Raw genomic sequence first — 21182 nt, 5'->3', positions numbered from 1 at the left:
CATGACCCACACCGTCATCACCGACGTTACCCAACGCATCATCGACCGCAGCGCCAATCTGCGTGGTCCGTATCTGGAGCGCATGGAGCAGGCCCGGTCGAAGGGCCCCGCGCGCGCTCATCTGTCCTGCAGCGGTCAGGCCCATGCCTATGCAGGTGCAGGGTCGGATCAACAAGCCATGGCATCTGGAACGGCGGGCAATCTGGGCATTGTAACGGCCTATAATGATATGCTCTCGGCCCACCAGCCGTTCGAGCGTTACCCCGAGCTGATCCGCCAGGCGATCCGCGCAGCGGGTGGCACTGCGCAGGTTGCAGGTGGCGTGCCTGCAATGTGTGACGGCGTAACGCAGGGTGAGGCGGGGATGGAACTGTCGCTGTTTTCCCGCGACGTGATCGCCTTGGCGACAGGTGTCGCGCTGAGCCACAACACGTTTGACGCCGCCGTATTTCTTGGGGTGTGCGACAAGATCGTGCCCGGTTTGGTGATTGGCGCGCAGGCGTTCGGCCATTTACCTGCCGTGTTCCTGCCTGCCGGACCCATGACCAGTGGTCTGCCCAACGACGAAAAAGCCAAGGTGCGCCAGAAGTTTGCTGCCGGAGAGGTAGGTCGCGAGGCACTTATGGCCGCCGAAATGGCCGCCTATCACGGCCCCGGCACCTGCACCTTTTATGGCACTGCCAACACCAACCAAATGCTGATGGAGTTCATGGGTCTGCACCTGCCGGGTTCAAGCTTCATCAACCCCAATACGCCGTTACGCGATGCCTTGACCGAGGAAGGTGCCCGCCGTGCCCTGTCGCTCAGCGCACTGGGCAACCATTATACGCCGGTATGCCATATTCTGGACGAACGCGCCTTTGTGAATGGTATTGTCGGCCTGATGGCTACGGGTGGGTCGACGAACCTGCTGATCCACCTGATCGCGATGGCGCGTGCTGGTGGTATCGTGCTGGATTGGCAGGATTTTTCCGATATCTCTGCGGTCGTGCCTTTGGTTGCGCGTGTCTATCCCAATGGGTTGGCAGACGTGAATCATTTCCACGCGGCGGGTGGCTTGGGCTACGGCATCGGAACGCTGCTGGAAAACGGCCTTCTGCACCCCGATACGCTGACCGTGGCGGGGCAGGGGCTGCATAACTATACAAAGGAACCCAAGCTGAAAGACGGCGAACTGGTTTGGGAAGATGGCGCAGGCCGCAGCCTGAACGAAAAAATTGTCCGTTCGGCCAAAGACCCGTTCCAGCCCACTGGTGGCCTGTCGCGCCTGACCGGCAATCTGGGTACTGGCGTCATGAAGGTCTCGGCTGTCGCGCCCGAACATCAGGTCGTCGAAGCGCCCGTGCGTGTTTTCCACGATCAGGACGAAGTGAAAGCTGCGTTCAAGGCCAAGGAGTTCACCGGAGACGTCATTGTTGTCGTCCGCTTTCAGGGACCCAAGGCGAATGGCATGCCGGAACTTCACTCACTGACGCCGATCCTGTCGATCCTTCAGGGCAGGGGGCAAAAGGTTGCGCTGGTGACGGATGGCCGCATGTCCGGAGCATCGGGCAAGGTGCCTGCCGCGATCCATGTCAGCCCCGAGGCGCTGGACGGTGGGGCCATCGCCTATCTGCAAGATGGTGACATGCTGCGCGTTGATGCGGTCAAGGGTGAGTTGGAAATCCTGACCCAAGGCGTTCTGGACCGCGTGCCAGCCACGGCTGATCTTTCGGCCAACCAACATGGCACTGGCCGCGATCTGTTTGCTACCTTCCGCGATACCGTCGGTTCAGCCGACACCGGCGCCAGCATTTTCGGAGCTTAAAGATGTCCAAAACTCAACGCACCCGCGAAATCTGCGGTCTTGCCCCAATTGTTCCGGTTCTGGTGGTCGATGATGCCGCGCAGGCCCGCCCGTTGGCCGAAGCCTTGGTCGCTGGTGGTCTGCCCGCCCTCGAAGTCACGTTGCGGACACCTGCGGCTTTGGATGCTATTCGCGCGATGGCGCAGGTCCCTGGCGGTGTTGTGGGTGCAGGCACGCTGGTCACGCCCGAAGATGTCCGGGCCGCGAAAGAGGCGGGCGCGCAGTTCGGAGTTTCACCCGGTGCAACGGATGCCCTGATTGCTGCCTGCGAAGCCGAGGGGCTGCCTCTTCTACCCGGGGCGGCCACGGCAAGCGAGGCAATGCGCCTGCTAGAAAAGGGCTATGACATGCTGAAATTCTTCCCGGCCGAGGCCTCGGGTGGTGCACCGGCCCTGAAAGCCATCGGCGCACCGCTGCCGCAGATCACTTTCTGCCCCACCGGCGGCGTATCAACGGCAAACGCTCGGGACTACCTGTCGCTTTCAAATGTCATCTGTGCTGGCGGAAGCTGGGTCGCACCCAATCAGATGGTTGTGACCGGAGATTGGGCCGGGATCGAAACACTAGCACGTGAGGCTTCAAAGTTGATGGATTGACGCAGGATTTTGCTGCGATAGGGTGACCACAATTCAGACAGGTTGACCTCATGACACAGCAATACTCTCTCGCGCAGGGGCGTGAATATCTGGCGATTCCCGGCCCTTCTGTCATGCCTGACGCGGTTTTGCAGGCGATGCACCGCCCGTCGCCCAATATCTATGACGGCGCGCTGGTCGAGATGATGCCCGGTTTGACGCGCGATTTGAAACGCGTGGCGCGTACCGAACATCACGTCGCGATCTACATTGCCAACGGTCACGGCACGTGGGAGGCCGCGCTGTCCAACGTCATCGCGCCGGGTGAAACGGTGCTGGCACCGGCGTCCGGACGATTCACCCATGGCTGGGCCGAAATGGCCGAAGGGATCGGTGCCAAGGTTTCGCTGCTTGATTTCGGAATGTCCTCAACGTGGGATCTGGATCGCATTGCAGAGGCGTTGCGCGCTGACACGACTCATCAGATCAAGGCGGTGCTGGCTGTGCATGTGGATACGTCCAGCTCAATCCGAAACGATATCCCGGCATTGCGGGCGGTGCTGGACGATTTGAATCATCCGGCATTGCTCATGGCGGATTGTATCGCGTCGCTGGGTTGCGACCGGTTCGAAATGGATGCTTGGGGCGTTGACGTCATGGTCACGGCGTCCCAGAAAGGCCTTATGACCCCGGCAGGTGTTGGCTTTGTCTTCTTCAATGACAAAGCGCAGGCCAAACGGGCGGAAATGCCCCGTGTTTCGCAATACTGGGACTGGCAGCCGCGCGTCACACCCGAGATGTTTTACCAGTATTTTAACGGCACAGCCCCTACACATCACCTGTATGGCCTGCGCGCGGCGCTCGATTTGATTCACGCCGAAGGGATCGAGGCTATTTGGGCCCGCCATGCGCGCCTTGCCAAGGCAATCTGGACCGCATGTGAAATCTGGGCGCAAGGTGACGCGCTTCAACTGAACGTTGCAGATCGTGCGCATCGTAGCCACGCTGTGACTGCGTTGCGGCTGACGGATGGGAGAGGAACACCGCTGCGTCGCTTTACCGAAACCCAGTTGGGCCTGACCCTTGGAATAGGATTGGGGATGGAGGATCAGGATGGTTGCTTCCGTCTGGGCCATATGGGCCATGTGAACGCACAAATGGTGATGGCGATGCTTGGTGGTATGGAAACCGCTATGGCCGCGTTGAGCATTCCGCGCGGCTCGGGTGCCTTAGAGGCCGCGGCCGCCGTTCTTGCTGACCAGATTCAGGGCTAGACCCGTCAGTCTACGCTTTCGCAGCCTCCAAAGCTTTGGGCAGTGCAGCGGCGAAAGCATCCAGATCCGCTGCTTTTCCGCAGCTCACGCGGATACAACGGTTCTGCGGTGGGGCAAATGGCATTCGTACAAAGACACCCTGATCGACCAGAGACTCAAGAACTGCCTTGGCAAAAGTACCGTCCCGTCCACAATCAATTGCCACAAAATTGGTAGCTGACGGTAAAGGGTCCAGCCCGTTTTCACGTGCTATCTGGGCGATCCGCTCTCGCGCGGCACTGATCTGAGTCTGAACCTGCGATAGCCACACGACGTCTTGTAGGGCTGCCAAAGCTCCTGCCTGCGCGGCCCGGTTCATGCCGAAATGGTTGCGCACCTTGTTGAAGGCTGCGATCAATCCCGGCGCGCCAATCGCATAGCCGACCCGCGCACCAGCCATGCCGTAAACCTTGGAAAACGTACGCATCCGGATCACACGCGGATCATTCGGTGAAACCGGTGCTGCCGTACCATCCGGCGCACATTCCACGTAGGCCTCGTCCAGCACTAAAAGGCAGCCCTGGGGTAATGCCTCCATCGCCTCGACGATATCAGCGCCACTGTGCCAACTGCCCATCGGGTTGTCGGGATTGGCGAGATAGATCAGCTTTGCGGCCACCTCCGCGGCTTTGTCAAACAGCGCCGCAGGGTCCTCGTGATCATTCCGATAAGGGACTTTGTGCAATACGCCGCCAAACCCGACGACATGGTAGTTGAAGGTTGGGTACGCCCCGTCCGAGGTCACAACCGCATCACCCGGCCCAACGAGCAGCCGAACAAGATACCCCAACAGGCCATCGATCCCTTCGCCGACGACGATATTTTCTGGTGAAACGCCGTGATGATCCGCCAGCGCATGACGCAGATCGTGGTTCTCTGGGTCGCCGTACATCCAGATATCCGTTGCCGCCATCGCCTCGATTGCCCGGGGCGAGGGGCCAAAAACGCTCTCATTTGCGCCCAAACGTGCCACGAACGGGGCGCCACGCTGCCGCTCCTGCGTTTCGGGGCCGACAAAAGGCACGGTGGCGGGTAGCGACAGGGCAAGTGGGGTGTAGCGAGGATTGGTCATACGCTGAAATAACCGCATGGTCGTAGGACACGCAACCATGTGCTGCCCCGACGTTGTGGTGGAACTTGCCAATGCTTCCGGGCAAAGTTGGCCTAACCGGAGCTTGGAGGACCGCATGACACGCGTATCCGTCGAATACAAAGATCACATCGCACATGTTACGTTGACCCGCGGCGACAAGATGAACGCGCTGGATGACGCGATGATCAAGGCCCTGCTGTCAGCGGGACAAGAGGTTGAGGCCTCGGATGCTCGCGCCGTCATATTATCTGGCGAAGGCAAGAGCTTTTGCGCTGGGCTTGATATGGCGAGCTTCGCAAAAATGGCTCATATGGACCCGACCGAATGGTTGATGGAACGCAGCCATAACGGCGCAAATGAGATGCAGGAACTTGCCCTGATCTGGCACCGCATCCCAGTGCCGGTGATTTGCGCCATTCAGGGTGTGGCCTATGGCGGTGGTCTGCAAATTGCGTTGGGGGCAGATATCCGCATTGCCCACCCCGAGGCCAAGCTGGCGGTGATGGAGATGAAATGGGGCATCATCCCCGACATGGGTGGGATGGTGTTGCTGCCGCGATTGGTGCGCTCGGACGTGCTGCGCCTGTTGACCTACACTGCGCGTCCAATCGGGGCGCAGCAGGCGGCCGAGTGGGGATTGGTCACCAAACTCTCGGACGATCCGCTGACCGAGGCGCAGGCACTGGCCGAAGATATTGCTGGCAAAAGCCCATCCGCGATTCGCGCCGCGAAACGCCTGATCGAGGTGGCCGAGACCAGTTCGCGCGCAGACGTGCTTATGGCGGAGTCGGGTGAACAGGTGGAGTTGATTGGTAAACCCGATCAGATGGAGGTTGTGATGGCGCAGATGCAGGGCCGAAAGCCTGAGTTTAAGTAGTCAGCGCAGGAAGTTACGCCGCGCACCACGGCGCTTGTATGTGTTGGATTTGGTGAGTGCAGCCTAAACCCCTCTGGCAGCATCAAGCTTTTCGCGATTCTACGCCTTCTCAGGAAGCACAGCAGCTTGCGCAATGATTCGATACCCGGCCGCGATGACCGGATCGCTGTAGGTTTCGTCGACACGGCAGGGCAGAAGTCTTTTCTGAACGCGTTGAAAACAATAGAAAACCCCCACTGCGGGGCTGCGCGGTGGGGGTGTTTCGCTGTGGAATGAAAGAAGGTCAGGCGATTTCGTCTAGACGGGCGAGGGCTTCGTTCAGCTTGGCCTCTTCTTCTTCGCGGGCGGCGAGGTTGGCTTTGGCCTCCTCAACCACCTCCTCAGGGGCCGAAGCCACGAATTTGGGGTTGTTCAGACGTCCGCGCAAGCCGCCAAGTTCTTTGGCCAGCTTGCCCTTGGCTTTCTCCAGCCGCTCTTTTTCCGCGCCGATATCGATGATATCCGCCAAAGGCAGGCCGAAGGATGCACCGGGCGCAGCGATTGAGATCGTGCCTTTAGGCAGCTCGTCGGCCTTGGTCAGGCTGTCGATCCGCGCGAGACGCTTTATCAACGCCTCGTTCCGGTCCCATGCGGCTTGGCCATTCGCGTCGATCTCAGTCACCAGCATCGGCACATATAGCCCAGCCGGCACCCGCATTTGCGCACGGGCCGAGCGGGTGTTTTCGATCACCGAGATCACCCAGTTCATTTCGCGATCCGCGTCGGCGTCGATTAGGTCGGCAGCGGCATAGGTCGGCCAGTCGGCGTGGACGACCATTTTCGCGCGGTCGCCGGTCAGACCCCAGAGTTCCTCGGTGATGAAGGGCATGATTGGGTGCAGAAGGACCATGCACTGATCCAAAACCCAGCGCATTGTGGCGCGGGTCTCGGCCTGCGCCTCGGCGTCATCGCCTTGCAGCAGCGGTTTGGACAGTTCTACGTACCAGTCGCAGACTTTGCCCCAGACAAAGGCGTACAGACCGTTGGCCGCATCGTTGAAACGATAGCTTTCCAGCGCCGCGTCGACCTCTTCCCGCACGCGGGCAGTCTCGCCGATGATCCAGCGGTTTACGGCCGCCTTGGGTTTCAGATCGGCCACATCCAGTTGCGGCACGGCGTCGGTGAAGACCTCGTTCATCTCGGCGAAGCGCACGGCATTCCACAGCTTGGTGCCGAAATTGCGATAGCCGGTGATGCGTTCGCGGGACAGTTTCAGCACGCCGCCAATCGCCGCCATCGAGGCGTTGGTGAACCGCAACGCATCGGCGCCGAATTCGTCCACGATCTCCAGCGGGTCGATGACGTTGCCGGTGGTCTTAGACATCTTCTTGCCCTTCTCGTCGCGGACGAGCTGGTGCAGGTAGACGGTGTGGAACGGGATCTGATCGACCACGGCCAGTTGCATCATCATCATCCGGGCGACCCAGAAGAACAGGATGTCGAAGCCGGTGATCAGAACGTCCGTGGGGAAGTAGCGGCGCATCTCCTCGGTGTCCTCGGGCCAGCCCAGCGTTCCGATGGGCCAGAGTCCGGAGGAGAACCACGTGTCGAGGACGTCGGGGTCGCGGTAGATATAAATCCCATTTCGTTTGTTGGGAGGTAGACTCAGGATGTGTTTGATCGCTTCAGCTTCGGAATTGAACGCTTCGACATTTTGCCTTGTTCGTTCTCGAGCTAGAGCTAAAGCGGCTTCCTTATCAGGCGCACAATAGACGAGTGCTTCTGCGCCGAGGTTCCCTTTTCTAATTTCAGAAAGTTGTTGTTCGATTTCGTCTATCGTTGCTTGGATTTGCTCCTGCCGCTCTTCATCTTCCACACGCTTAGCGACCGCGGCTTCACGCCTCAATTCTTCTATTGTTCGAGCGATAATTGCTTCTCTATCTGCGGCATACCAAACCGGAATCTGATGTCCCCACCACAGCTGGCGCGAGATGCACCAGGGCTCGATGTTTTCCAGCCAGTGGTAATAGGTTTTCTCGCCCGATTCAGGGATGATCTTGACCGTGCCGTCCTTGACCGCATCCAGCGCGGGTCCGACAACCTTTTCGGCGTCCACGAACCACTGGTCGGTGAACATCGGCTCGATGACCACTTTCGAGCGGTCGCCGAAGGGCTGCATGATCGGTTTGCTCTCGACCAGAGGCACCAGTTTCTCCGCGCCCTCATGATCTGGCTTTAAGGCGGTCGACCCCAGTCGCGGGTCATCCGCGCGGGTCATCACGGCCAGACCGTCCGCAGTGATTTCTTCCACCACCTTCGCGCGCGCCTCGAACCGATCGAGCCCACGCAGGTGATCGGGGACCAGGTTGATCGCGTCGATCTCGTTCTCGGTGAATGTACGACCGCGCGCGTATTCCTGCGCCTTGCCCGCCTCTTCGGCATAGGGCGCGCCATCGGCCCGCATCGCGCCTTTGGTGTCCATCAGGCGGTACATCGGAATGCCGCCGCGCTTGGCGACCATGTTGTCGTTGAAGTCATGCGCACCGGTGATCTTCACCGCGCCCGAGCCGAAATCAGGATCGGGGTAGTCATCGGTGATAATCGGAATCTGACGGCGATGCTCTTTCGGACCAACCGGGATTTCGCAGAGTTTACCAACAATTGGCGCGTAACGCTCATCCGAGGGGTGAACGGCCACCGCGCCGTCACCCAGCATGGTTTCCGGTCGCGTCGTGGCGATCGAGATATAGTCGCGCTCTTCCTCGAGGATGACATTCCCATCCTCGTCCTTCTCGACATAGGTATAGGTCTCGCCATCGGCCAGCGGGTATTTGAAATGCCACATATGGCCCGCAACTTCGATATTCTCGACTTCAAGATCCGAGATTGCTGTTTCGAAATGCGGGTCCCAGTTGACCAGTCGCTTGCCGCGATAGATCAGGCCCTTTTCGTACATGTCGACAAAGACCTTGATCACCGCATCGTGGAAATTGGCCGAGTTCTCATGCCCCGTGCGCGGATCACCCGCAGCACCAGCCATGGTGAAAGCATTGCGGGACCAGTCACAAGAGGCACCCAGACGCTTTAGCTGTTCAATGATCGTGCCGCCGTATTCACCCTTCCACTCCCAGACTTTCTCAAGGAATTTCTCACGCCCCAACTCACGACGACCCGGTTGCTGCGTCAGCATCAGCATCTTTTCGACCTGCATCTGTGTGGCAATGCCCGCGTGGTCCTGACCGGGTTGCCACAGCGTGTCAAAGCCGCGCATCCGGTGCCAGCGGATCAGGATATCTTGCAGCGTGTTGTTGAACGCGTGGCCCACATGCAAGGCACCCGTCACGTTGGGCGGCGGGATCATGACGGTAAAGCTTTCGTCGCGCGATTTGTTCGCGCCTGCCTTGAAGGCTCCGGCCTGTTCCCAGGCCTCGTAGATGCGGGCCTCGGCCTCGGCCGCGTTGAATGTCTTTTCCATCGCCATGGGGTGCGTCCTGCGTCATCAATCTTGGGTCAGCGCCTGCAATAACGAATGCTTAAAGGAAGGGGAAGGGTCTGCGGACCCTCTGGACATTGGACAGGTGGAACCTAATGTCGCCCCTACAGGCCGCCGCAGGAGCAACCCATGGAAAAATTCGGAAAAAGTCAGCCGGTGAAACGGACCGAGGATCAGCGGTTTCTGACCGGGCAAGGGCAATATATCGACGACTCGGTGCCCGCTGATACGCTGTATGCTGCCTTCTTTCGCAGTCCGGTCGCGCATGGACGGATCAAGGCGCTGGATCTGGGCGCAGCGCGTCAGGCGGACGGTGTGCGGCTGGTCTTGGCGCTGGACGATTTGGCAGAGGCCGGAATCGATACTGTTCTCAGCGCAACGACGTTGTCGAACCGCGATGGCTCGAAGGCGGCAGCACCGGAACGGCATATGCTGGCCAAGGACCGTGTGCGCTTTGTAGGCGAGCCTGTCGCCGTGGTGATCGCAGAAACACAAACACAGGCCCGCGATGCGGCTGAACTGATCTGGATCGAAACCGAGGACCTGCCCGCCAAGCTGGATTTGGCTAGTGGTGGTGAACCGCTGCATGACGACGCGCCCGACAACCGTGCGTTTGACTGGGGTTTGGGTGATGAGACGGCGACCGAGGCGGCCTTTCAGAATGCGGCCCATACTGTCCGGCTGGATGTGGCTGACAACCGGGTCATAGTAACTTCTATTGAACCGCGCGGGTGTCAGGCGCATTGGGCTGGCGAACGGTTGCACTTTGCTTACGGCGGGCAGGGTGTCTGGGCCATGCGTGGACAATTGGCGCAGAAGCTGAAGCTGGAACCTGACTCCATCCGTGTCACGACCCCGGATGTTGGCGGCGGGTTTGGCATGAAAGCCATGCCTTACCCCGAGTATTTCTGTGTTGCCGCAGCTGCGATGAAACTAGGCCAGCCCGTTCATTGGATGTCCGACCGGTCCGAGGCGATGCTGTCAGACCATCACGGTCGTGATCTGACTTCTCTGGCAGAGCTGGCTTTTGACGCAGATCACAAGATCACTGCGTATCGCGTGCACAGCAAGGTCAATCTAGGGGCCTATAACAGCCATTTCGGGCAGGCGATCCAGACCAGCCTGTTCAGCAAAGTATTGATGGGCGTCTACGACGTTCAGACAACTTTCCTGAGAGTCGAGGGCTTTTATACCAACACCACGCAGGTTGACGCGTATCGTGGGGCGGGTCGGCCCGAGGCGATATATGTACTTGAACGGGCAATGGACCGCGCCGCGCGTGAGCTTGGCGTCGACCCATGGGAGTTACGCCGCAAGAATTTCATCCGGCCCGAGGCGTTCCCGTACAAAAGCGCAACGGGCGAAACCTATGACGTTGGTGATTTCAACATGGTCCTGTCGCGCGCGGGCGAGCAAACCCGCGGCTTTGCCGATCGCAAGGCCGCTGATGCCGCGCGGGGTCTGATCCGGGGGCAGGGTCTGTGTTACTATATCGAAAGTATTCTGGGTGATCCCTCCGAGAACGCAGAAGTGGAATTCTGCGAGGATGGAACCGTGAAGCTTTACGTCGGGACGCAGTCGAATGGGCAAGGGCATGAAACGGTTTATGCCCAATTCCTGTCGGATCAAACGGGCATTCCGATGGATCAGATCACTGTTGTTCAGGGGGACAGCGATCAGTTGCCCCAAGGCGGCGGAACGGGGGGGTCGCGCTCGGTCACGGTTCAGAGCACAGCTACGCTGGCGACAGTTGACGTCATGATCGCCGCATTCACGCCTTATCTCGCCGATAAGATGGGGGTGGAGGAGGCTGAGGTGAGCTTTGACCACGAAACATTTCGCGCGCCGGTTTCAAACCTGACACCGACATTGACTGAGGCGGCAGAGATGGCGCGCGCCGATGGACGCACCGACCTGATGAAGCATGAGGCGCGCATCACGCTGGACGCGCGCAGCTATCCCAATGGCGCCCATGTTGCAGAGGTGGTTGTCGACCCTCAAACGGGTGAGACATGGGTTGACCGGTATACCGTGGTTGATGATTTCGGAAACCTTATCAACCCGATGCTCGCCAAAGGTCAGGTACATGGCGGTGTTGCACAGGGTATCGGTCAGGCGCTGAGCGAGCATGTGGTTCATGATGCGCAGGGGCAACTGCTCACGGCTTCGTTGATGGATTACGCCTTGCCTCGCGCCACCGAGATACCCATGATTAAGTTTACCTCGGCGCCGGTTCCGTCAACGTCCAACCCGATGGGAATGAAAGGATGTGGTGAGGCCGGCACCGTGGGTGCACTGGCCGCAGTGGCAAACGCGGTTCAGGACGCGCTTTGGGAACACGGGGTGCGGCAGGCGGATATGCCCTTCACACCCCTCAGAGTTTGGGAAATGCTGACACATGAATCTGTCGCGGCTGAGTAGAAAGGTACTGGGATGGCTCGGACGGCCTTTGCGGTCCGAACACTCGGCCGAGGCGTTGCACCGCGAGCCTATTAGTCATGTCATTATCCTCGACGGCACAATGTCGACACTTGAGCCGGGTTTTGAAACCCACGCCGGCCAGACATTCCGCTTGTGTCAAGAGATGGGCAGCAAGGTCTCGGTTTTTTACGAAGCAGGGGTGCAGTGGGAAAGCTGGAAATCCTCGCTTGATGTGATGATGGGGCGCGGTGTCAACCGACAGATCCGTCGAGCTTATGGGTATCTCGCATCGCGCTACAAACCCGGCGATCGGGTGTTCTTTATCGGGTATTCACGCGGGGCTTATGGCGTGCGCAGCCTTGCGGGTGTGATTGACATGATCGGCTTGCTCAAGGCGGAACATGCGACTGAGCGCAACATCAAACAGGCTTATCGCCACTACGAATGCAATCCAGACGGAATGGCAGCGCAGGTTTTCCGCCAGCGGTTCTGCCACCCGGAGGTTGCTATCGAGATGATTGGGGTCTGGGATACGGTCAAGGCGCTCGGTCTGCGCCTGCCTCTGCTGTGGCGCTGGGCCGAGGACAAGCATGCATTCCACAATCATGAACTTGGCCCCGCCGTCCGGCACGGGTACCACGCGATTGCGCTGGACGAAACACGCGAAGTTTTTGAGCCGGTGCTTTGGAAATGCACGCCTGACTTCAAGGGTCACGTTGAACAGGTCTGGTTCCGGGGAACGCACGGCGATGTCGGCGGGCAATTGAACGGTTTTGAAGAGGCGCGCCAGCTTAGCAACATCTCACTTATCTGGATGTTAGAGAAGGCCGAGCGGCACGGGCTGCCGCTGCCTGAAGATTGGCGTCACAGGTTTCCCGCCTCGACTTCTGGACCGTCAGTTGGAACGTGGCGAGGTTGGGGTAAGATTTTTCTGCTGCGTAAACATCGCACAATAGGCCGCGACCGGTCTGAGCGGTTGCACGATTCGGTTTCGCCAGAGGAACTGCCGGGATGGGTTGCGATGCCGGATGTGCCTTCGCATCCCGCGCAATAGATAAAGCCAAAGGGCCTTGGTCCTAGTCCACCGAATGGAAACACTTGTCTTTTAGTGCAATTCGTCCAAGACCTGTGGACCTCGGAAACGATAGGCTTTTGTCCGAATGCGTCGGAATGGCACTAAACATCACAGGAACTGCCGGTGAAGTGCTGGCCGATGTTTGGCCAGCGCCGTGTAGCGATTCACGTGATCAAACCATTGTTTTTGTTTGCGGCTTTGACCATCGGCGCCGGTATCACCGACGACGGTCGCGGCGTGAACTCATCGGTTGGAAGGCAACGCCCACATGAGCCTCGCAATAGGGTTTGCCGGGCTCAACGGGCAGTCCACAGAACCAGAAGTCCTCGGTTGCGGGGTCGCCTACGGGCCATTTGCATGTCTTTTCCGTTAGCTCCATAAGCGTCAGCTTTTTGGCCTTTTTCTCGATCTCATTGACCTTGGCAAGCGCTTCCGGGCTGATTTCATTGGCCGAGGGCTGAGGCGGCAGCGGCTGACCAGCCGGGATGATCTGGCGGCGTGCGGGCGCGGCGGGCTTCGCCTCAGCCGTTGGGGCGGGGGCAGGGCGGGCCGGTTCGGTTTTTGGCGCGGGTTTGGGCTTCGCCTCGGCCTTTGGTGCAGGAGCCGGTTTTTCCTTGGGTTCCGACTTGGCCGGGGCCGCGCCTGTGGCGCGGTTCGACAGGCCCAGACGGTGGACCTTGCCGATCACGGCGTTGCGGGTCACGCCACCCAGTTCCTTGGCGATCTGGCTTGCCGACTGGCCCTCGCCCCACATCTTTTTCAAAAGTTCTACGCGCTCGTCAGTCCAGGACATCATTTGCCTTTCAAAAGCGGAAAGCGGCCCCAGATTCGGACCGCCTTGGGAATTCGTATCAGCCCCCTATTCTAATCACTGCGCACCGAGTTACAAGCAGTCTTCGAATCAGGTTAAGGATCAAGGATGCAAATTCCCTTTGAGCAGAACAAACGCCGTTTCGGAACGGTCAACTGGATGGGCCTGTACACGCTGGCCAAGCGCGAGACCCAGCGCTTTCTAGTGGTATGGACGCAGACCCTGTTGGCACCTTTGGTGACTGCCGGGTTATTCCTGCTGATTTTCAACATCGCCATTGGCCCCAGCCGCGCTGACGTAATGGGCGTGCCATTTCTGACTTTCCTTGCGCCCGGCATAATGATGATGACCGTGATCCAGAACGCGTTTGCCAACACCTCGTCTTCGATGGTGATCGCCAAGGTGCAGGGAAACATCGTCGACACGCTGATGCCGCCGCTTTCACCATTGGAAATCCTACTGGGGTATTTGGCCGGGGGGATCGCGCGTGGTGTTCTGATCGCTTTTGTTATCGCGCTTGCGCTTGCTCTGGTGCTGGGCTTGGTGCCGCAGAACCCGTTGATTGCATTAATTTTTGTTATTCTCGGAGGTGCCTTCATGGGCGCGCTGGGTCTTTTTGCCGGGATTTTTGCCAACAAGTTCGATCAGATGGCGGCCATTACCAACTTTATCGTCACACCGCTCGCCTTCTTGTCTGGCACGTTTTACTCGGTCGAAGCGCTGCCGCCTATTCTGAACCGCCTAAGCCATGTAAATCCGGTTTTCTACCTGATCGACGGATTACGTCATGGCATGATCGGAGTGTCCGACAGCGCTCCGGCGTTGGGGATTGCAGTGTGCAGTGGCGCGACCTTGGCTATTTGCGCCGTGACCTGGCAGATGTTGCGCAAGGGGTACCGGCTGAAGGCATAGGGCGCGAAATTTTTTTGCCCGAGGCGGGTTCGGCCGATCTTTACGTGAAGCTTGGTAAACCTTCGGCCTACGCGGTTCTGACACGCGCTTCGCGCCAGACAAGAATAAAGCCTCCGGTTAGAATGATGGCTGACCCAAGCTGGCTGATTGCGTCCGGAATGACGCCAAACACGGCAAAATCGTAGAGGGCTGCAAAAATCAGCGTGGCATAGCTGATTGGGGCCACAAAAGATGCATCCGCCCGCGCCATCCCGTTGACAAAGCAAGCCTGTGCGCAGGCCATCAGTAGGCCGATCCCCACCACCGCGGCCCATTGTTGGGGCGTTGGCATCTGGAACACGAAGCTGACCGCGATTGAGGCAATGGTCAGCCCCATCGCGTTGTTGATCAGCAGAATCTGTATCGGCCTCTCACGCCCGGACAGCTTTTTGATGAAAATCAACTCCATCCCGATCATCATAGCTGCTGTCAGAGCAAGCAAGGCCGCAGGTTGAAAGCTCGCGGGCGTTGGACGCAGCAGGATCAACGCTCCGGTCAGGGCCACGGCAGCGGCCAGCCAGCGCCACGGTCCCACACCCTCTTTGAGCAACGGAATTGCCAGAACCATGGCGAAGACAGGGTTCAGAAACGATAGCGCGGTGGCATCCGCGATTGGAATGAAAGCAACCGAGGCAAACATCAGCGTGATCCCCGCCCAGCCAAAGCTTGTCCGTCCGATATGCAGACCCCAATGTGGGCGGCTCAAACGCGGGCGTAGTACGCCGACTGCGCCGAGGATCGCCAGAAACGCGAACAGAAACCGCCCATGGCTGATTTGCATCGGATGCAAGGCCGGACCCAGTGTGTCTGTCCCCAAGGCTTTGGCCAGCAAAGTTGTGCCCGCGATAAAAGCGCTGGCGGCAACGATCAGCAGAGCTGCGAGGGGGGGATTATGTCGTGCCGGAGTCATGGCTCAGCGGTGCGTCACTGTGCAGGGAATGGCAAGCAGGAAATGCCGCGTATCACGTGAAACTTCCGTGACGTGAATTTCAGGGTTTCCACTGAGCGCGTGCCCCGCTATACCACGTCACATGATCAAACGTGCAAATATCCTGCGCCTCCGACGCCGACGCTTGACCGCGTAACCGGCCAGTTTGATCACTTGCGCGCTGTAAAACCGCGCAGACCCCACCAAATCTGTTGACGAACATGGGCCTCGTGTATCACTCACAAGGCTTAACTTATCTGAAAAGGATGATCCGATGATCCCGTCCGTTCTGCCGACCTATAACCGCGCGCCATTGACATTCTTAAAGGGTGAAGGCGCCTGGCTGACCGAGGCGGACGGCCGACGTTTTCTGGACTTAGGTGCCGGGATCGCGGTGAATGCACTGGGCCATGCGCATCCGGCGCTGGTGAATGCGTTGACGGAACAGGCGCACGCGCTGTGGCACGTATCGAACCTGTATCACATCCCTCAGCAGCAGGCGCTGGCCGACAAGCTGGTCGAGCATACCTTTGCCGACACTGTCTTTTTCACTAATTCCGGCACCGAATCCTGCGAATTGGCGGTGAAGATGGCCCGCAAGTGCTTCTATGATCAGGGCCAGCCCGAGCGGGTCGAGGTCATTACCTTCGACGGTTCGTTTCACGGGCGGTCTTCGGCAGGTATCGCCGCGGCCGGGTCCGAGAAGATGACCAAGGGTTTTGGCCCGCTTCTGCCCGGTTTCGTGCATGTCGCGTTCGGCGATCTTGATGGCGTCACCAATGCCATCACCGAAAAGACCGCAGCGATTATGATCGAACCGGTTCAGGGCGAAGGCGGCATTCGCCCTGTGCCAGATGCCGAATTGAAGGCTTTGCGCCAGATCTGCGATGACAATGGGCTGCTGCTGATCCTTGACGAGGTACAATGCGGCATGGGCCGGACCGGCAAGCTGTTTGCGCATGAATGGGCCGGGATCACTCCGGACATCATGCTGGTCGCCAAGGGCATTGGTGGGGGCTTTCCGCTGGGCGCGGTGCTTGCGACCGAAAACGCCGCAAGCGGTATGACCGCTGGGACGCACGGGTCGACCTATGGTGGAAACCCTCTTGGCTGCGCCGTGGGCTGTGCGGTTCTGGATCAGGTCGCAACCCCTGCCTTTCTTGAAGGCGTGAGCCGCAAGGCGGGATTGCTGCGTCAAAAACTGGAAGGTCTGGTGGCTGATCACCCCGAGGTTTTTGAGGAGGTACGCGGCGTGGGTCTGATGCTGGGATTGAAGTGCAAGGCCCCAAATCTTGACGTGGTGAATGCAGGCTATGACAACGAAGTCATCACCGTTCCTGCGGCGGACAATGTGATCCGGCTGCTGCCGCCGTTGATCCTGACCGAGGATGACATCGCACAGGCGATGATCCGCCTTGATAAAGCCGCCAAGCAGATCGAAGCCCAGCTTGCGGACGCCTGATTTTTTGTTGTTCCGGGGCCTTGTCCCTGGGCAACCCAACCAATAGCCAGAAGTGAAACGAAATGAACCATTTCCTTGATATCCACAAAACGGACGCGGGCGATCTGCGCACGATGATCAACACGGCCGGAGAAATGAAAATGGCCCGCCATGGTCGCCCCAAGGCCGCACCGGATGATGATCAGCCGCTAAAAGGCCGCATGGTTGCGCTGATCTTTGAAAAGCCCTCGACCCGGACGCGCGTGTCCTTCGATGTGGGTGTACGTCAGATGGGTGGGCAGACCATGGTGCTGTCCGGCAAGGATATGCAACTGGGGCACGGTGAAACGATTGCAGATACGGCCCGCGTGATGTCGCGCTATGTCGACATGATCATGATCCGGACCTTTGACGAAACCATTCTTACGGAGATGGCGGAATACTCGGACGTGCCGGTCATCAACGGTCTGACGGATCGAACGCATCCGTGCCAGATCATGGCGGATGTTCTGACATTCGAAGAACATCGCGGGCCGATCAAAGGCAAGAAGGTGGTCTGGACCGGCGACGGGAACAATGTCTGCGCCTCATTCCTGCATGCGGCTGGTCAGTTCGGCTTTGACCTGACCTTCACAGGCCCGGCGCAGTTCGACCCCGAGGAAGAATTTATGGGATTTGCCCGTCAAAAAGGGTCGAAGATCGTGGTTGAGCGTGATCCGTTCAAGGCCGTTGAGGGCGCCGATCTTGTGGTCGCTGACACTTGGGTTTCGATGCACGATTCCCAATCCGCCAAGGAACGCCGCCATAACCTCCTGCGCCCCTATCAGGTCAATTCCGAGCTGATGTCACATGCCAAACCCGACGCATTGTTCATGCACTGCCTGCCTGCGCACCGCGAGGAGGAAGCGACATCAGAGGTCATGGACGGGCCGAACTCGGTGATCTTTGACGAGGCAGAAAACCGTTTGCACGCGCAAAAGGCGGTTATGCGCTGGTGTCTGGGTGTCTAACTGCGGCGGCGGATATCCCACACGCGCAATCTGATCAGCGTTCGGGCGGCTGCCAACACGGCCAAGGCGCACAAAGCTGTCTTGGTCATGATCTCCATCGTGCCTTCGATCAACATGGCATGTACAACGCTGCCGATGATGGTGACGGTGGCCAGCCCGGTGTGGCTCAACCTCCAGACCCGAAACCGCAGGGCCAGACGTTGTCGGTATATTCCCAGCGTGGCGGCCGCAAGTGCCGCCCACATTGCGACGACTCCCCAAGCTGAAAACGGTGTGGGTGAGACAAAAAGCAACGCGTCAACCACGTCTGGTGGGCTGGTAACCCAGAGCCCAGCCACATGGATCAAAATGGCGATGACCAGCGTGACGCCGACCCATCTGTGCCAGTGACGACTTTCCAAGGGGGTCAACCCGGGCAGGTCTCGCCCTGCCAACAAGGGCTGCAGGACCAAAAGCCCCATGCTCAGCACTCCGGCGAAACCGGCCAGGATGTAGATCGGATCGCGCCAAGCCAAAAGTGGGCTGAAGGCCGCCGCAACAAGCGGCACCGCCAAGACGGCGGTCACAACAGCCCAGATCACAAGAGTCCGGATCACGAAGGTCAGACAGGTTTCAGGACAAAATGTGCCGCCAGTGTCTGGTCCTTGGAACTGGCCATAACCGGGCGCAGGAATACGGTTTCGAAATCTCCGCTGTCATAGGCTAAGTGACCATGTGGCTGCCCAAAGGCGGGTACGATTTGCGGCATCTCAAGCCGGAATTCACCATTTGCATCAGTCAGGGTCGCGCCGTGGCTTTGCGGGTCACGTTCGTGACCTTCGGTGGTGTGCGCCCATATCTGAATGCGCTGGCCGGGCAGCGGGGCACCGTCACCCGCGCGGCGGACTGTGCCCGTCATCCAGAACCCACCACCGCCGATCCGGTCAACGATTGGTGCGCCAGGGCGGTAGTTGTTGGACCCTCCGCGCATGGAAGGCGTCGGTGCCAATCCGGCTGCGCGCGCGGGCAGCAGCAGCCCCGTGCCGCCGGTGGCCAGTACTGCCCCGCCCAAGGCCATCACAGAGCGGCGGGATAAGTGTGGATGCGTCATAACGGAACCTCCTGAAGGGATTCATGCTTGGCAACATAGATAGCACGGTTCAGATCAGTTCCGAGTTGACGATCACGATTCTGTGATCATTCTCGTCCTGGCCGAATTTCTTTGACCTATCGCGGGCAGGATGTCCGCAACAGGTGAGCATATATGCACCCACATGCCAAACTTCCGCACTCCGATTGTGCGCCGCTGCGTCTGCCATTGTGAACGAAACGCTCTATACTCCGAAACAAGTAAGTTATCTATTTGATCGCAGGAGTGACGTCATGAGTTGGAATCCGACCCACAGCCCCGAATGCCTGTCTGAAAATGCGGCGTTGGACACTTTGATCATTCCCCGCGCCCGTGATCTGGGCGGGTTTGAGGTGCGCCGGGCATTGCCTTCGGTCAAACGTCAGCTCGTCGGACCATTCATTTTCTTCGACCAGATGGGTCCGGCTGAATTCATCACCGATGGCGGGATTGATGTACGCCCGCATCCGCATATCGGACTCGGGACGGTCACTTATCTTTACCAAGGTGAGTTTGAGCACCGCGACAGTCTAGGCACGCATCAGATGATTTACCCCGGCGAGGTCAACTGGATGGTTGCCGGTCGCGGCGTGACCCATTCTGAGCGCACAAGTGCAGAAACCCGAAGCACAAAGCACAGCCTGTTTGGCATCCAGACCTGGATCGCGCTGCCCGAAGCGCATGAGGATATGGCACCCGACTTCGAGCATCACAAACAGGCTGCGTTGCCGCACATTGAGGACTCCGGTGTCAGCGCCCGGCTAATCCTGGGGTCGGCCTATGGTGAATCCAGCCCGGTAACGATGCTGTCGGAAACCTTTTATCTGGATGTCCAGCTTGACCCGGGCGCATCCTTTCCCCTGCCAGAGGATCACGAAGACCGAGGGGTTTATGTTACGCAGGGCTCGGTCGAAATTGCGGGTGATACATTCGACGAGGGAAGGATGATGGTGTTCCGCCCCGGTGATCCCCTTTCGGTGAAAGCCGGACCAGCGGGGGCGCGCCTGATGTTGCTGGGCGGCGCGACCATGAACGAAGATCGCTACATCTGGTGGAATTTCGTGTCATCCTCGAAAGAAAAGATCGAGGCGGCCACGCGCGAATGGAAAACTGCGGATTGGGCGAATGGCGCTTTTCATTTGCCACCGGGCGATGATGAGGAATACATCCCGATTTCGAAAGAGCTGGAGCGGACCAGCCCGAGGTTGGCGCGCTGACCACGCGTCAGGGGGGCTTGCCCCTGACCCCTTAGACAGCGATCCTATTAGGTGCGGAGGGTTGCCATGAGGATTGTGATCGCGGGGGCAGGCAGCATAGGATGCTATTGCGGTGCACTGTTGGCGTCTTCAGGGCACAGAGTCACGCTGTTGGGCCGCAGCCGCATTCTTGACCCCATACGCGACAAGGGGCTGACGGTGACGGATTTCTCTGGCCTTTTGCGAAACGTGGCCGCGCAGGACGTTACCCTGACTGACGACGCCAGATGCCTTGCACATGCAGATGTGGTTATCGTGGCCGTCAAGGCCGGTGCGACATCGGACATGGCCACTCTGATTGCGCAACACACCCCGGTTTCCACGCCGGTCCTGTCCTGGCAAAACGGGATGGACAACGCGCGCTGTCTACGGTCGATATTGCCGGACCATGATGTCCGTGCCGGGATGGTGCCGTTCAACGTTGTACCGACTGAACCGGCTTGTTTTCACCGTGCCACCTCTGGTGAAATCGTCATCCAAAGCGGCCCCGGAGCGTTGGCTCAAAAGCTGGGCTGCACTGACCTGCCAATCGTGGAGAGCGACACGATTGACGCCGTCCAGTGGGGTAAGCTGCTGATAAACCTAAATAACGCTCTGAATGCACTGTCGGGATTGACCTTGAAAAAGCAACTGCTGGACCGGAATTGGCGTCGGCTTATGGCAGATCAGATGTCCGAAGCTTTGTCCGTTCTCAAGGCTGCTGGCCATCCTGTCGCGTCGACCACGCCGCTGCCGGCGTGGATGACGCCATACATCCTGCGCCTGCCGACGCCTGTCTTTTCCCGCATTGCGGCCCGCATGTTGACCATCGACCCAAGCGCACGCACCTCAATGTCGTATGATTTATTGGCAGGCCGTCCGACCGAAATCGACAGCCTGCAAGGGGAAATCATGCGTCTGGGCCACCAATTTGGCGTCGCAACACCGATCTGTGCCAAGGTCAGCGCCCTTATTAAGCAGGCACCAGAGGCTGCGCTGTTACCGGACCAAATAGCACCCTAAGGG

Annotated in this window: 17 protein-coding genes; 11 read left to right on the top strand and 6 right to left on the bottom strand. The window is 59.0% G+C overall.

Annotated features, from left to right (window positions below; translation table 11 throughout):
- Position 1: 1 nt before the first annotated feature.
- From edd to AVO44_RS12725, 3 genes are read left to right on the top strand one after another with little or no spacing between them, the layout of a single operon-like run.
- On the top strand, positions 2–1807 hold the full coding sequence (gene edd / locus AVO44_RS12735) for a phosphogluconate dehydratase (protein WP_068337878.1): 1806 nt from the start codon (positions 2–4) through the stop codon (positions 1805–1807).
- A 2-nt stretch (positions 1808–1809) separates the two neighbouring features.
- Positions 1810–2442 carry a bifunctional 4-hydroxy-2-oxoglutarate aldolase/2-dehydro-3-deoxy-phosphogluconate aldolase gene (eda, locus tag AVO44_RS12730; RefSeq protein WP_068337551.1) on the top strand — a complete coding sequence of 211 codons (633 nt, stop codon included), beginning with the start codon at positions 1810–1812 and terminating at the stop codon, positions 2440–2442.
- 50 nt (positions 2443–2492) lie between these two features.
- Positions 2493–3695, top strand: a complete 1203-nt coding sequence (locus AVO44_RS12725) for a pyridoxal-phosphate-dependent aminotransferase family protein (RefSeq protein ID WP_068337549.1) — start codon at positions 2493–2495, stop codon at positions 3693–3695.
- Positions 3696–3705: 10 nt separating this feature from the next.
- Here AVO44_RS12725 and AVO44_RS12720 read toward each other — a convergent pair whose 3' ends face one another.
- A complete protein-coding gene (locus AVO44_RS12720) occupies positions 3706–4806 on the bottom strand; it encodes a pyridoxal phosphate-dependent aminotransferase (protein WP_068337876.1) in 1101 nt (366 codons plus the stop codon).
- A 115-nt stretch (positions 4807–4921) separates the two neighbouring features.
- Here AVO44_RS12720 and AVO44_RS12715 point away from each other — a divergent pair, with 115 nt between their 5' ends.
- Entirely contained in the window at positions 4922–5704 is a 783-nt protein-coding gene (locus AVO44_RS12715; RefSeq protein ID WP_068337545.1) for a crotonase/enoyl-CoA hydratase family protein, read from the top strand.
- Positions 5705–5987: 283 nt separating this feature from the next.
- Here the strand turns inward: AVO44_RS12715 and AVO44_RS12710 are convergent, their stop codons facing one another.
- Positions 5988–9164, bottom strand: a complete 3177-nt coding sequence (locus AVO44_RS12710; RefSeq protein ID WP_068337543.1) for a valine--tRNA ligase — start codon at positions 9162–9164, stop codon at positions 5988–5990.
- 141 nt (positions 9165–9305) lie between these two features.
- Between AVO44_RS12710 and AVO44_RS12705 the strand changes: the two genes are divergently transcribed.
- Both AVO44_RS12705 and AVO44_RS12700 read left to right on the top strand, forming a co-directional pair.
- Positions 9306–11597, top strand: coding sequence for a xanthine dehydrogenase family protein molybdopterin-binding subunit (locus tag AVO44_RS12705; RefSeq protein WP_068337541.1), 2292 nt, complete (start codon positions 9306–9308; stop codon positions 11595–11597).
- Entirely contained in the window at positions 11575–12651 is a 1077-nt protein-coding gene (locus AVO44_RS12700; RefSeq protein ID WP_068337537.1) for a DUF2235 domain-containing protein, read from the top strand. Before AVO44_RS12705 ends, AVO44_RS12700 begins: the two co-directional genes overlap by 23 nt.
- 238 nt (positions 12652–12889) lie before the next feature.
- Here the strand turns inward: AVO44_RS12700 and AVO44_RS12695 are convergent, their stop codons facing one another.
- Positions 12890–13465 carry a GcrA family cell cycle regulator gene (locus AVO44_RS12695; RefSeq protein ID WP_068337874.1) on the bottom strand — a complete coding sequence of 192 codons (576 nt, stop codon included), beginning with the start codon at positions 13463–13465 and terminating at the stop codon, positions 12890–12892.
- A 126-nt stretch (positions 13466–13591) separates the two neighbouring features.
- Here AVO44_RS12695 and AVO44_RS12690 point away from each other — a divergent pair, with 126 nt between their 5' ends.
- On the top strand, positions 13592–14395 hold the full coding sequence (locus tag AVO44_RS12690) for an ABC transporter permease (RefSeq protein WP_068337535.1): 804 nt from the start codon (positions 13592–13594) through the stop codon (positions 14393–14395).
- A gap of 67 nt (positions 14396–14462) precedes the next feature.
- Here AVO44_RS12690 and AVO44_RS12685 read toward each other — a convergent pair whose 3' ends face one another.
- Positions 14463–15344, bottom strand: coding sequence for a DMT family transporter (locus tag AVO44_RS12685; RefSeq protein ID WP_068337533.1), 882 nt, complete (start codon positions 15342–15344; stop codon positions 14463–14465).
- Positions 15345–15636: 292 nt separating this feature from the next.
- Here AVO44_RS12685 and AVO44_RS12680 point away from each other — a divergent pair, with 292 nt between their 5' ends.
- Both AVO44_RS12680 and argF read left to right on the top strand, forming a co-directional pair.
- Positions 15637–16824 (top strand): aspartate aminotransferase family protein, encoded by a 1188-nt coding sequence (locus AVO44_RS12680; RefSeq protein WP_068337531.1) that lies wholly within the window; start codon positions 15637–15639, stop codon positions 16822–16824.
- Between the two features lie 62 nt (positions 16825–16886).
- Entirely contained in the window at positions 16887–17813 is a 927-nt protein-coding gene (gene argF / locus AVO44_RS12675) for an ornithine carbamoyltransferase (protein ID WP_068337529.1), read from the top strand.
- Here argF and AVO44_RS12670 read toward each other — a convergent pair.
- Together AVO44_RS12670 and AVO44_RS12665 are read right to left on the bottom strand one after the other, a co-directional pair.
- A complete protein-coding gene (locus tag AVO44_RS12670; RefSeq protein ID WP_420865718.1) occupies positions 17810–18406 on the bottom strand; it encodes a ferric reductase-like transmembrane domain-containing protein in 597 nt (198 codons plus the stop codon). The two genes, argF and AVO44_RS12670, sit on opposite strands and share 4 nt — an antisense overlap.
- Before the next feature lie 8 nt (positions 18407–18414).
- Entirely contained in the window at positions 18415–18903 is a 489-nt protein-coding gene (locus AVO44_RS12665) for a peptidase associated/transthyretin-like domain-containing protein (protein WP_068337527.1), read from the bottom strand.
- Between the two features lie 272 nt (positions 18904–19175).
- Here AVO44_RS12665 and AVO44_RS12660 point away from each other — a divergent pair, with 272 nt between their 5' ends.
- Positions 19176–20138 (top strand): pirin family protein, encoded by a 963-nt coding sequence (locus AVO44_RS12660; protein ID WP_068337526.1) that lies wholly within the window; start codon positions 19176–19178, stop codon positions 20136–20138.
- 66 nt (positions 20139–20204) lie between these two features.
- Positions 20205–21179 (top strand): 2-dehydropantoate 2-reductase, encoded by a 975-nt coding sequence (locus AVO44_RS12655; protein WP_068337523.1) that lies wholly within the window; start codon positions 20205–20207, stop codon positions 21177–21179.
- The last annotated feature ends 3 nt before the right edge of the window (positions 21180–21182 follow it).

Source organism: Ruegeria profundi, assembly GCF_001507545.1.
Classification (GTDB): Bacteria; Pseudomonadota; Alphaproteobacteria; order Rhodobacterales; family Rhodobacteraceae; genus Ruegeria; species Ruegeria profundi.
The sequence above is the reverse complement of the archived record's forward strand: the minus strand, read 5'-3'. Positions and strand labels throughout refer to the sequence as shown.

Coding starts and splice junctions, on each gene's coding strand:
- edd (WP_068337878.1), top strand. CDS start 2: ATGACCCACACCGTCATCACCGACGTTACCCAACGCATCATCGACCGC.
- eda (WP_068337551.1), top strand. CDS start 1,810: ATGTCCAAAACTCAACGCACCCGCGAAATCTGCGGTCTTGCCCCAATT.
- AVO44_RS12725 (WP_068337549.1), top strand. CDS start 2,493: ATGACACAGCAATACTCTCTCGCGCAGGGGCGTGAATATCTGGCGATT.
- AVO44_RS12720 (WP_068337876.1), bottom strand. CDS start 4,806: ATGACCAATCCTCGCTACACCCCACTTGCCCTGTCGCTACCCGCCACC.
- AVO44_RS12715 (WP_068337545.1), top strand. CDS start 4,922: ATGACACGCGTATCCGTCGAATACAAAGATCACATCGCACATGTTACG.
- AVO44_RS12710 (WP_068337543.1), bottom strand. CDS start 9,164: ATGGCGATGGAAAAGACATTCAACGCGGCCGAGGCCGAGGCCCGCATC.
- AVO44_RS12705 (WP_068337541.1), top strand. CDS start 9,306: ATGGAAAAATTCGGAAAAAGTCAGCCGGTGAAACGGACCGAGGATCAG.
- AVO44_RS12700 (WP_068337537.1), top strand. CDS start 11,575: ATGAATCTGTCGCGGCTGAGTAGAAAGGTACTGGGATGGCTCGGACGG.
- AVO44_RS12695 (WP_068337874.1), bottom strand. CDS start 13,465: ATGTCCTGGACTGACGAGCGCGTAGAACTTTTGAAAAAGATGTGGGGC.
- AVO44_RS12690 (WP_068337535.1), top strand. CDS start 13,592: ATGCAAATTCCCTTTGAGCAGAACAAACGCCGTTTCGGAACGGTCAAC.
- AVO44_RS12685 (WP_068337533.1), bottom strand. CDS start 15,344: ATGACTCCGGCACGACATAATCCCCCCCTCGCAGCTCTGCTGATCGTT.
- AVO44_RS12680 (WP_068337531.1), top strand. CDS start 15,637: ATGATCCCGTCCGTTCTGCCGACCTATAACCGCGCGCCATTGACATTC.
- argF (WP_068337529.1), top strand. CDS start 16,887: ATGAACCATTTCCTTGATATCCACAAAACGGACGCGGGCGATCTGCGC.
- AVO44_RS12665 (WP_068337527.1), bottom strand. CDS start 18,903: ATGACGCATCCACACTTATCCCGCCGCTCTGTGATGGCCTTGGGCGGG.
- AVO44_RS12660 (WP_068337526.1), top strand. CDS start 19,176: ATGAGTTGGAATCCGACCCACAGCCCCGAATGCCTGTCTGAAAATGCG.
- AVO44_RS12655 (WP_068337523.1), top strand. CDS start 20,205: ATGAGGATTGTGATCGCGGGGGCAGGCAGCATAGGATGCTATTGCGGT.